The organism is Flavobacterium sp. (genome assembly GCF_040383245.1).
GTDB lineage: Bacteria > Bacteroidota > Bacteroidia > Flavobacteriales > Flavobacteriaceae > Flavobacterium.
In genome coordinates, this window is sequence record NZ_JBEIDX010000022.1 from 1 (window position 1) to 11,900 (window position 11,900).

Consider the following 11,900-nt stretch of genomic DNA (forward strand, 5'->3'; position numbering starts at 1 on the left):
CCCCCTAGCCCTGATTGAAGTGGAAATCCTGGATTGGCGATGAATTATAGCTGCTTTAAATCGATTCGTCCCACGCCAAAACAGATTGTAACGAAAAGCAGGAAAACAGTTTACAAAAAAGCACTGAACTTTCGCTGCAAAAAAAATACTTTTATATATTATACCTATTATCTATTGTGTGTGTTTTGTTAATCTTCTATATTTGCAGTCCATAAAATTTTAGGAATGATAAAGATTACTCTACCAGATGGTTCGGTTAAGGAGTTTGAGAACGGCTCAACTCCTATGGATATTGCGAAAAGTATAAGTGAAGGATTGGCTCGAAATGTAATTTCGGCTTATTTTAATGGTACAACTATAGAGACATCGACGGAATTAACGACTGATGGTTCGTTGGTATTGTATACTTGGAATGATAAAGAAGGTAAAAAAGCGTTCTGGCATTCGACTTCGCATGTTATGGCTCAGGTATTGGAAGAAAAATTTAAGGGAATCAAATTAACTTTAGGACCAGCTATTGAAAATGGGTTTTATTATGATGTGGATTTTGGTGATAACAAAATATCTGACGCTGATTTTAAAGCAATTGAGGATCGCGTTTTAGAAATATCTAGAGAGAAACATGAATTTAAAATGCGTCCTGTATCTAAAGCAGAAGCATTAGAGGTATACAAAAACAACGAATACAAAACGGAGTTAATATCGAATTTAGAAGATGGAACGATTACTTTTTGTGATCATGCTAACTTTTTTGATTTGTGCCGTGGTGGTCATATTCCGAATACTGGAATTATCAAGGCGATGAAAGTAATGAGTGTTGCTGGTGCTTATTGGCGTGGTGACGAAAAAAACAAACAGCTTACTCGCGTTTACGGAATTTCATTCCCTAAGCAAAAAGATTTGACTGATTATTTAGAATTATTAGAAGAAGCAAAAAGAAGAGACCACAGAAAGCTAGGTAAAGAATTAGATTTATTTGCTTTTTCAACTAAAGTAGGACAAGGATTGCCATTGTGGTTACCTAAAGGTGCTGCTTTACGCGATAGATTGGAGCAATTTTTGAAAAAAGCTCAGAAAAAAGCAGGATACGAACAAGTAGTTACTCCGCATATTGGACAAAAAGAATTGTATGTGACATCGGGTCATTATGCAAAATATGGAGCGGATAGTTTTCAACCAATAAATACTCCAGCTGAAGGCGAAGAGTTTTTATTGAAACCGATGAACTGCCCTCACCACTGTGAAATATACAACACTAAACCTTGGTCATATAAAGATTTACCAAAACGCTATGCAGAATTTGGTACTGTATATAGATATGAGCAAAGTGGTGAATTACATGGATTAACTCGTGTGAGAGGGTTTACTCAAGATGATGCACACATATTCTGTACACCAGATCAATTGGATAGTGAGTTTAAAAAAGTAATCGACTTGGTACTTTATGTATTTAGTTCGTTAGGGTTTGAAAATTTTACTGCCCAAATCTCATTACGCGATCAAGAAAATAGAGATAAATATATAGGTAGCGATGAAAATTGGGAAAAAGCAGAAAATGCTATCATCAATGCAGCTCGTGATAAAGGACTGAATACTGTAGTTGAATATGGTGAAGCAGCTTTTTATGGACCTAAGTTGGACTTCATGGTGAAAGATGCCCTAGGAAGACAATGGCAATTAGGAACTATTCAGGTGGATTACAACTTACCAGAGCGCTTTGATTTGACTTATAAAGGTGCTGATGATAAGCTACATAGACCAGTAATGATTCACCGAGCACCATTTGGATCGATGGAGCGTTTTATTGCAATTTTGCTAGAACACACTGCTGGAAATTTCCCACTTTGGTTAATGCCAGAGCAAGCTATTATCCTGTCTTTGAGTGAGAAATATGAAAAATATGCAGAAAAAGTTTTAAATCTGCTAGAAAATAACGAAATTCGCGCCCTAATTGATAACCGCAACGAGACAATTGGTAAAAAAATTAGAGATGCGGAAGTTCAAAAAATGCCGTTCATGCTTATTGTTGGGGAGGATGAGGAGAAAAATGGAACCGTGTCAGTAAGGAAACACGGTCAAGAAGGAAAAGGAAATATTACAGTAAAAATAGAAGATTTTGTTGCAATTGTGAATGAAGAAGTTGCCAAAACCTTAAAAACATTTGAAGTTTAACTAAAATAATTAAGCCATAGCAATTAGAAACAACAAGGGGTATCAACCTCGAGTAGAAAAAAAAGATGAACACAGAATAAATAATTTTATTCGTGTTCCTGAAGTACGTCTTGTAGGAGACAATGTAGAGCCAGGTATTTTCAAAACTGCAGATGCATTGCGTCTTGCCGATGAATTAGAATTAGATTTGGTTGAAATTTCTCCTAATGCTGAGCCACCTGTATGTAAAATCATGGACTATAAAAAGTTCGTATACATGCAGAAAAAACGAGACAAAGAATTAAAAGCTAAGTCTACGCAAATTGTAGTTAAAGAAATTCGTTTTGGTCCTCAAACAGATGAGCACGATTACGATTTTAAAAGAAAAAATGCGGAGAAATTCCTTAAAGAGGGATCTAAATTAAAAGCATTTGTATTTTTTAAAGGTAGATCTATCATTTATAAAGAGCAAGGTCAAATATTATTATTAAGATTAGCTCAAGACTTAGAAGACCACGGAAAAGTAGAAGCTTTACCGGTTTTAGAAGGAAAAAGAATGATCATGTATATTGCTCCAAAAAAGAAAAAATAGTTTTAAGATTTAAGTTTTAAGTTAAAACAATAAATCTTAAACGAAAGATAAGTAAGTAAGTTGAATTTAAATAAATTAGGGAAATTATGCCTAAAATGAAAACAAAATCTAGTGCTAAGAAACGTTTTAAAGTTACTGGTTCTGGAAAGATTAAAAGAAAACACGCTTTCAAAAGTCACATTTTGACCAAGAAATCTAAAAAGCGTAAATTAGCTTTAACACATTCTGCATTGGTTCACAGTACAGATATGAAAAGCATTAAACAACAATTAAGAATTATATAATGTTAATGGTTTGTTGTTCTTAATAACAAGCTTTAAACATTAATTCTTTAGGTTAAAACAAATTTAATAACCTTGGAGTATGGCTTTAAGTTCCCTTGATTAAATTCGGGACGCCTGCTACAAAAAAACAAGAAAATTATGCCAAGATCAGTAAATTCAGTTGCTAAAAGAGCAAGAAGAAAAAAGATAATGAAGCAAGCCAAAGGTTTCTTTGGTCGTCGTAAAAACGTTTGGACTGTTGCGAAAAACGCAGTTGAAAAAGCGATGGTTTACGCTTATCGCGATAGAAAACAAAACAAGAGAAACTTCCGTGCTCTATGGATCATGCGTATTAACGCTGGTGCTAGACTAGAAGGATTAAGTTACTCTCAATTCATGGGGAAAGTAAAAGCTAACGGTATCGAATTGAACCGTAAAGTTCTTGCAGATTTAGCAATGAATCACCCAGAAGCTTTCAAAGCTATCGTGAAAAAAGTGAAATAAAAAAACGTTTGTACAACTTATTCAACTTACTTATATAAAATCCCAATCTAACGATTGGGATTTTTTTTGCTTAATACATTTAATATTAACTCAATTCGAAATAAAAAAATCAAGATTTAAATTAGAAATCTCCAACAAAAAATAAGAACTTTACAGGCTTTTTAATTTGACGAAAGTCAAGTTGTAAAACCATCAAATAATGAAAAAGAAAATAGAAATATTAGCTCCTGCTAAAAATTTAATTCAAGGAATTGCCGCTATCAACAGTGGAGCGGATGCAGTTTATATTGGCGCACCACAATTTGGAGCCCGCTCTAACGCCACCAATTCAATTGAAGATGTAGCCGAATTGGTGAAATACGCCCACTTATTTAATGCTCAAGTATTTGTTGTAATTAATACGATTCTATATGATAATGAGCTAGAAACGTGTCGCAAAATGATTTGGGAATTGTACGATATTAAAGTCGATGCCCTAATTATTCAAGACATGTCTATTCTTGAAATGGACTTACCTCCTATTGTGCTTCATGCCAGCACACAATCTAATAATAGAGATGCCGATAAAATTAAATTCTTAAAAGATGCCGGTATAAAAAGAGTGGTTTTGGCTCGGGAATTAAATTTGCATCAAATAAAAGAAATCAGTGAAACAGCCGATGTAGAATTAGAATTCTTTGTAACCGGAGCTTTATGTGTTTCTTTCAGCGGAAACTGCTATATGAGTGTTGCCAATGGCGAAAGATCAGCAAACAGAGGGTCTTGCGCCCAAAACTGTCGCTTACCATACAATCTTATTGACGGAAATGGAGATACCTTAATTAAAAATAGCCACCTTCTTTCTATAAAGGATTTAGATGTTTCCGACCAAATTCCGAATTTAATTGAAGCAGGAATTTGCTCTTTTAAAATTGAAGGCCGACTAAAAGATGTAGTTTATGTAAAGAATAATGTTTCTTATTTGAGACAAAAATTAGATAGCTTTTTAGAAGGAAACGAAAAATACACCAAAGCTTCTTCTGGTAAATGCACCTTTACTTTTGACTCTTCATTAAACAGAACCTTTAACAGAGGTTATACCGATTATTTCGTTAACGAAAGACACCAATCTATTGGTTCTTGGGAAAGTCCGAAATCGAAAGGGCAATATATAGGTAAGTTAGTTCGCACTGTTGGAAACTCCTATGAAATTGAGAACGGCAACTTATTAAACAACGGAGATGGTTTGTGCTACATTAATGACGATAATGAAGCAGAAGGTATTTATGTAAACCGTGCTGAAAATGGTTTTGTTTTTCCAAATGTTTTGAAAGAAATAAAAGACGGCACCTTTATTTATAGAAACAACGATGCGGCATTCATCAAACTTGTGGAACGAGAAGACAGTGCCATTAGAAAAATAGGCACTTCATTATTGTTAACTGAAAGCACTTCTGGATTTGAATTAACAGCTACCGATGAAGATGGAAATACTAGTAAAGTGTTGATGGAACATCCAAAAGAACCAACCAAAAACAACGAATCAATTGAAGAAAATATAAAAATTCAATTAGCAAAAACAGGATTTACTCCTTATACTGCAAATGAAATTACAATTCAATTTTCTGAAAATTGGTTTCTTCCTATTTCAAAAATTAACGAAATGCGTAGATTGGTTTACGAACAATTATCTGAAATTCGATTAGAAAATTATAAAGTGGAAGAACATCAAATTGTAAAAACATCGCATCCTTATCCCGAAACAAAATTAGATTTCATGTACAATGTGTCTAATAAATTGGCACGTAAGTTTTACGAAAGACATGGCGTAACCGAAATTGAAAAGGCCTTCGAATTACAATGGGATCCAGGTAAATCAAGGGTAATGACAACCAAATATTGCATCAAATACGAATTAGAAAAATGTCCTAAATACCATAAAGAAACCCTTGGCGTAAAAGTAAAAGAACCATTGGTATTAAAGCAAGGCGAATTGGAATACAAACTAAAATTCAATTGCAAACCTTGTGAAATGGAAATTTGGGAAAAAGACGCCGAATTTGAAATAGAAGAAGATTAATAATTAATAAATAAAAATAAAAACCATGCATAAAAAAATAATTATTGCATTTAGTCTGTTTGTAGCACTAACTACACAAGCTCAATTAAAGACTTTTACACTTGACGAGGCAGTAATGCAGCAAGCTAGAGCTTTTAAAGCTGACAAATTAGCTGGATTTCAATGGATTCCAAACACCACTAATTATGTTTATTTCACCGAGGGTAATTCTAAAATGATGCAAGCCTCTGCAACAGATAACAAAGCAAAAGAGTTAGTTACATTAGCAGAAATCAATTCCGCTTTAGGAACGAAACTTAAAAGTTTTGCTGGCTTAGAATGGATTGATGCAACATCATTTTTAATTTCTGAAAATGGTAAATATTATACATATTCTATAACTTCTAAATCTGGAAAAAACATTCAAGCGAGTGCCAATTCAGATGAAAATCAAACTTTTGATGCTGCCAAAAACAATCTAGCGTTAACTGTGGATAATAATTTGTTTTTCTATAATAAAAACAAAGAAAAAGTAGCGGTAACCAACGAGAATAACAAAGGAATTGTATCGGGACAATCTATTTCTAGAAACGAATTTGGAATTAGCAATGGAATATTCTGGTCACCTAAATCTTCTTATTTAGCGTTTTATCAAAAAGACCAAAGCGAAGTAGCCGATTATCCTTTATTAGATATTACTGAAACTCCGGGTAAATTAGAAAATTTAAAATACCCAATGATCGGACAAAAATCAGAAAAACCGAGAGTGGGAATTTACAATCTAGCAACTGGTAAAACGGTATTTATTGATCCTAAAAGTGGCAATGCAAACGACTATTTAACCAATCTTTCTTGGACTCCAGATGAGAAGTATGTATTGATTGCCGAATTGAACCGTGAGCAAAACGATATGTATTTAAATGTATATGATGCAAATTCAGGAGATTTTGTTAGAACTATTTTAAACGAAAAAAATAATGCTTGGGTAGAGCCAGAGCACGAAGCCTTTTTTCCAAATGCTAATTCCAATAACTTCGTTTGGTTTAGCGAAAAAGACGGATTTCAAAACTTATACTACTACACAATTGAAGGAAAACTAATCCAACAATTAACAAAAAACCAATTTCCTGCAAGAGAAATTATAGGTTCAAATACAAACGGAACTGAAATTTATTTCAAAGCAACGGGAGCAAATGCAACAAATATGTTGGTTTACAAAGTAACACTTAAAGGAAAACAAACCTTAATCACAAAAGATGAAGGTGTTCACAATGTATCGATTTCTAGTGATGGTAAGTGGTTTTTTGATGAGTTTTCTAATCACTCTACACCTTCAAAATCACTTTTATACGATGCAAAACTTAATGCTTCAACACTTTTGGTAAGCAAAAACAAATACGAAGGCTACCAAATTGGAACTTCCGAAATCAAAACCATTAAAGCGGCCGATGGAACAACCGATTTATACACCCGTTTAATTAAACCGAGTAACTTTGATGCAACAAAAAAATATCCTGTTTTAGTTTATGTATATGGAGGCCCGCATGCACAATTAATTACCAATTCATTTTTAGATGGTGCTAACTTATGGATGTTTTGGATGGCAGAGCAAGGCTATTTGGTTTACACCGTTGACAACAGAGGGTCAGATAATAGAGGATTTGCATTTGAAAGCGTAATCCATGGCCGACTTGGAGTAAACGAAATGGAAGACCAAATTAAAGGAGTGGAATACCTAAAGTCATTGCCTTATGTTGATGGCAATCGTCTTGCCGTTCACGGATGGAGTTACGGTGGATTCATGACCACTTCATTAATGTTACGCAAATCCGATACTTTTAAAGTGGGTGTTGCAGGTGGTCCTGTAACCGACTGGAAATGGTATGAAGCAATGTATGGTGAGCGTTATATGGATACTCCAGCAGAAAACCAAAAGGGATTTGATGAAGCAAGCACTCTAAATTATGTGAATAACCTTAAAGGTAAGCTGTTATTAATTCACGGAACAAGTGATGATACAGTGGTAATGCAGCACAATTTTGCTTTAGTGAAAAAATTCATCGAAGCCCAAAAACAAGTTGATTTTTTCCCTTACCCAATGGCAAAACACAATGTTCAAGGTAAAGACCGAGTGCATTTAATGACCAAAGTGCTAAACTATATTATAGAAAATAATAAGTAATAGTATTAAAAGCTATTCCTGCTATTCGTTGCAATCTTTCATTTTTTTAAGAAAAAAATAAAAGGATTTCCACTACTATCAGGGCTAAAAAAAATCCCAAATTCAATGAGTTTGGGATTTTTTATATTTGAACAATTCTATGTTTTTTGCTTTTTCTTCTTTGCTGCAGGGAAAAGAATATTATTAAGAATTAATCGAAAACCGGGTGAATTTGGGTGCAAATCCAAAACCGTTGGAGCATCACCTACATGATGTTGGTAATCTTCAGGATCATGACCTCCAAAAAAAGTAAAAAAGCCTTTACCTTTTTGTCCGTGTATGTAACGCGCTTCGCCATTTAACTCATTTTGTCCCAGCGTTAAAACATATGATTTAATTAACTCGCTGTCAAAAGAAGTCGATTGTCCCATAAAACCTTTCACTAAAGAAGTATGATTTTGACACAACATACTTGGGATTACATCCCATTTGGCAGAAAAATCCATCAAAGTAAAATAATCTTTCTCCTTAATAATTCTTCTTTTTTCAGTCATATCTATATCCGAAAACTCATAATGATCGGGCTTTCTATCTAATATGAAATTCTTAAATGCAAATGTTTTACTGTAATCAATTAAGTTTTGGTAATTTGGAGTACTGTCATCTCCGTCAAACATAGGTTCACAAATATCAACACCTTCTGCAGAAAGGGCAATATCAAAACTATCAGTAGCCGAACACATGGCAAACATAAATCCGCCACCAATAACAAAATCACGTATTTTTTTAGCAACAGCCAATTTCTCTTCCGATACTTTAGCATAACCAAGTTTAGCTGCTAAAGCTTCGGCGTCTTTCTTTTGATCAATATACCAAGGGGCGTTTCTATAAGCACCATAAAATTTACCATATTGTCCTGTAAAATCCTCGTGATGCAAATGCAACCAATCGTACAATATCAATTGATCGGATAGTACTTCTTCATCATATATTGGGGTAAACGGAATTTCAGCATAAGTCAGAACCATCGTTACAGCATCATCCCAGGGTTGTTTTCCTTTAGGAGTATACACTGCAATTTTTGGTGCTTTTTCTAAAATTACGGTTTCCATATTTTGAGATGGCGAAGAAATATCTGCCAATATAGAAGCTTCCTCCGCTTCGGATAATATTTCAAAACTCACACCGCGAATTTGACATTCTTTTCTAATTTCTGGAGCATCTGGCAATAAAAAAGACCCGCCGCGGTAGTTTAACAACCAACTCGCTTTATACTTTTTATCCAAACACCAATAGGTTATTCCGTATGCTTTTAAGTGATTTTTTTGAGAAGTTTCATCCATTGGCAACAAAAGAAAATTTGCCTTAATAGAAAAGGAAACCAACAAAAGAAAAATAATGTAATGATTTTTAGAAAGCATTAGGTCAAAATTAATTTCAATCCCAAAACGGAATCGATTTATCAAAGATACTAGATAATAGTGTAAAGAAAAACCTAAATTTTCATACTAAAACGGGACATCACTGTCGTCGTCATTTGAATTTAAATTACTTCCAAAAGCTTCATTTGGAGAAGGTAGATTTTTAGTGAAAAATGGATTATCATCAAGATTCATCTTGGATGGCAAATCACCTAAACCGGATCCGTAGTCTTCTAAATTATCAAACTTACCTAGGTTTCCAATGAATTTCAATCGTATGTTTTCTAGAGAACCGTTACGGTGTTTTGCAATAATAAATTCGGCTTGACCTTCTGTTGGAGACTGTTCATCATCATCCCATTCTTCAATTTTATAATATTCAGGACGATAAATAAACGAAACGATATCGGCATCTTGCTCAATCGCTCCCGATTCACGAAGGTCAGAAAGTAAAGGTCGTTTACTTGAACCACGCGTTTCCACCGCACGAGATAATTGTGACAAAGCAATTACAGGAACTTCCAATTCTTTAGCTAATGCTTTTAAGTTTCTAGAAATGGTCGAGATTTCTTGTTCACGATTTCCGCCACCTTTTCCGTTTCCTCCAGCTGTCATTAATTGAAGGTAATCCACAATAATTAACTTTATACCGTGTTGCGACGCCAATCTTCGTGCTTTTGCACGCAAATCGAATATGGATAACGAAGGGGTATCATCAATAAATAATGGAGCTTTTTCAAGGTCTTTCACTTTCACAGAAAGCTGCTCCCATTCGTGTTTTTCTAATTTACCAGTACGTAATTTCTCAGATGACAAACCCGTTTCAGAAGAAATTAAACGCGTAATTAACTGTACCGAGGACATCTCCAAAGAGAACAACGCCACCGGGTGCCCAAAATCAATAGCAATGTTACGCGCCATAGAAAGTACGAATGCGGTTTTACCCATACCCGGCCTTGCTGCAATAATAACCAAATCGGAAGGTTGCCAACCCGAAGTTACTTTGTCTAGTTTTTCAAAGCCAGTTGCAATTCCGGATAATCCTTCTTTATTGGCAATTTCTTCAATTCGCTTTTTAGCTTGGATCACTAAACTTTGAGCCGTTTCGGAACTTCGTTTAATATTTCCTTGTGTAACCTCATATAATCTACTTTCAGCTTTGTCTAATAAATCAAAAACATCGGTAGTTTCATCATAAGAATCTTCAATAATTTCAGAAGAAATTCGAATCAAACTTCTTTGAATGTATTTCTGTAAAATAATTCGCGAGTGAAACTCAATATGTGCCGAAGAAGAAATCTTTTGCGTAAGCTGAATTAAATAATAATCACCACCTGCAAGTTCTAGTTTAGCATTCTTTTTTAATTGAGAAGAAACTGTTAATAAGTCAATGGGCTGCGAATCGGTAAACAACTGAAAAATAGCCTCAAAGATGTGTTTGTGCGCCTCTTTATAAAATGCCTCCGATTGTAAAATATCAATAACCTCATCTACCCCTTTTTTATCAATCATCATGGCACCAAGAACTGCTTCCTCAAGTTCGAGTGCTTGTGGAGGTAGCTTGCCTTTTTCTAAATTGATAATCGTAGATTTATCTACTCTTACAGGGTTTAAATTCTTGATATTTTCCATAGAGCGAAAGTAACCAATTCTTAGTTTTTATTAAATTTTAGTTATTATCCAATACTGTTGATAACTATATGTTTTTTGTTGACAACCAAAAAAAAATCCGGAACCATTGGGCTCCGGATTTTTATCATGTTTAGGAAAATTACTCCTTATACTCACCCATTTTACTGTATTTATCCATCCTTTGCTCTACTAGCTCGGTTGTTGATAAATCTTTCAGTTCATTATAAAATTTGGTTATGTATTGTTGTACTGTAATAAAAGTAGTTTCTCTATCATAATGTGCTCCACCAAGTGGCTCCGGAATGATATCATCAACTAATTTTTGTTTTTTCATATCTGCAGAAGTCAATTTCAATGCTTCAGCCGCTTGCTCTTTATATTCCCAGCTTTTCCATAATATTGAAGAACAAGATTCTGGTGAAATAACAGAATACCAAGTGTTTTCCATCATCAATACGCGATCTCCAACACCTATTCCTAAAGCTCCTCCCGAAGCTCCTTCTCCAACAATAACACAAATGATAGGCACTTTAAGTCGGCACATTTCAAGAATATTTCTTGCAATAGCTTCACCTTGTCCTCTTTCTTCAGCTTCCAAACCAGGATAAGCTCCCGGAGTATCAATAAAAGTAATTACAGGTACACCGAATTTTTCGGCCATTTTCATTAAGCGTAATGCTTTTCTATAGCCTTCAGGATTTGCCATACCGAAGTTACGGTACTGACGGGTTTTAGTATTGTAACCTTTTTGTTGACCAATAATCATAAATGATTGTCCGTCAATTTTACCCAATCCGCCAATCATTGCTTTATCATCTTTAAAACCTCTGTCTCCAAATAGTTCTAAAAAAGTATCGCCACAAATAGCGTTGATGTAATCTAAAGTATACGGTCTATTTGGGTGACGAGATAATTGAACGCGTTGCCAAGCCGTTAGATTTTTGTAAATATTTTTTTTGGTTTCTTGTAACTTCTTCTCTATTTGCTTGCAAGTGTTGGTTACATCAACATCTGATTCTTGACCAATAATTTCACATTTGTCTAATTGGTCTTCTAATTCTTTTATAGGAAGCTCAAAATCTAAGTATTCCATAATTCTGCTGCATTTAATTAAATTCGAACTACAAATATAAAATTT

General features: G+C 34.3%; 9 protein-coding genes. 6 read left to right on the forward strand and 3 right to left on the reverse strand.

Translation table 11 applies throughout. The annotated features are described in order from the left end of the window. Nucleotides 1-225: 225 nt before the first annotated feature. From thrS to ABWO08_RS09150, 6 genes are all read left to right on the forward strand, one after another. Nucleotides 226-2,172: a threonine--tRNA ligase gene (gene thrS, locus ABWO08_RS09125; protein WP_353085365.1), complete on the forward strand. Its 1,947-nt coding sequence runs from the start codon at nt 226-228 to the stop codon at nt 2,170-2,172. 76 nt (nt 2,173-2,248) lie between these two features. After that, nucleotides 2,249-2,743, forward strand: coding sequence for a translation initiation factor IF-3 (gene infC / locus ABWO08_RS09130; RefSeq protein ID WP_353085417.1), 495 nt, complete (start codon nt 2,249-2,251; stop codon nt 2,741-2,743). An 86-nt stretch (nt 2,744-2,829) separates the two neighbouring features. Then, a complete protein-coding gene (rpmI, locus tag ABWO08_RS09135; protein ID WP_007810722.1) occupies nt 2,830-3,027 on the forward strand; it encodes a 50S ribosomal protein L35 in 198 nt (65 codons plus the stop codon). 138 nt (nt 3,028-3,165) lie between these two features. Next, complete coding sequence (gene rplT, locus ABWO08_RS09140) at nt 3,166-3,510, forward strand: 50S ribosomal protein L20 (protein WP_353085368.1); 345 nt, start codon at nt 3,166-3,168, stop codon at nt 3,508-3,510. Nucleotides 3,511-3,709: 199 nt separating this feature from the next. Next, nucleotides 3,710-5,569, forward strand: coding sequence for a peptidase U32 family protein (locus ABWO08_RS09145; RefSeq protein ID WP_353085370.1), 1,860 nt, complete (start codon nt 3,710-3,712; stop codon nt 5,567-5,569). 25 nt (nt 5,570-5,594) lie between these two features. Next, nucleotides 5,595-7,730: a S9 family peptidase gene (locus ABWO08_RS09150; RefSeq protein ID WP_353085372.1), complete on the forward strand. Its 2,136-nt coding sequence runs from the start codon at nt 5,595-5,597 to the stop codon at nt 7,728-7,730. Between the two features lie 137 nt (nt 7,731-7,867). Here ABWO08_RS09150 and ABWO08_RS09155 read toward each other — a convergent pair whose 3' ends face one another. From ABWO08_RS09155 to ABWO08_RS09165, 3 genes are all read right to left on the reverse strand, one after another. Then, nucleotides 7,868-9,130: an asparagine synthetase B gene (locus ABWO08_RS09155; protein WP_353085374.1), complete on the reverse strand. Its 1,263-nt coding sequence runs from the start codon at nt 9,128-9,130 to the stop codon at nt 7,868-7,870. Nucleotides 9,131-9,217: 87 nt separating this feature from the next. Continuing rightward, nucleotides 9,218-10,762 carry a replicative DNA helicase gene (dnaB, locus tag ABWO08_RS09160; RefSeq protein ID WP_353085376.1) on the reverse strand — a complete coding sequence of 515 codons (1,545 nt, stop codon included), beginning with the start codon at nt 10,760-10,762 and terminating at the stop codon, nt 9,218-9,220. Nucleotides 10,763-10,901: 139 nt separating this feature from the next. Then, nucleotides 10,902-11,855: an acetyl-CoA carboxylase carboxyltransferase subunit alpha gene (locus ABWO08_RS09165; protein ID WP_353085378.1), complete on the reverse strand. Its 954-nt coding sequence runs from the start codon at nt 11,853-11,855 to the stop codon at nt 10,902-10,904. Between the last annotated feature and the right edge of the window lie 45 nt (nt 11,856-11,900).

Bases quoted from the DNA above. Each gene is read 5' to 3' on its own strand.
- ABWO08_RS09165 (WP_353085378.1), bottom strand. From the start codon at position 11,855: ATGGAATACTTAGATTTTGAGCTTCCTATAAAAGAATTAGAAGACCAA.
- rpmI (WP_007810722.1), top strand. From the start codon at position 2,830: ATGCCTAAAATGAAAACAAAATCTAGTGCTAAGAAACGTTTTAAAGTT.
- ABWO08_RS09145 (WP_353085370.1), top strand. From the start codon at position 3,710: ATGAAAAAGAAAATAGAAATATTAGCTCCTGCTAAAAATTTAATTCAA.
- ABWO08_RS09150 (WP_353085372.1), top strand. From the start codon at position 5,595: ATGCATAAAAAAATAATTATTGCATTTAGTCTGTTTGTAGCACTAACT.
- rplT (WP_353085368.1), top strand. From the start codon at position 3,166: ATGCCAAGATCAGTAAATTCAGTTGCTAAAAGAGCAAGAAGAAAAAAG.
- dnaB (WP_353085376.1), bottom strand. From the start codon at position 10,762: ATGGAAAATATCAAGAATTTAAACCCTGTAAGAGTAGATAAATCTACG.
- thrS (WP_353085365.1), top strand. From the start codon at position 226: ATGATAAAGATTACTCTACCAGATGGTTCGGTTAAGGAGTTTGAGAAC.
- ABWO08_RS09155 (WP_353085374.1), bottom strand. From the start codon at position 9,130: ATGCTTTCTAAAAATCATTACATTATTTTTCTTTTGTTGGTTTCCTTT.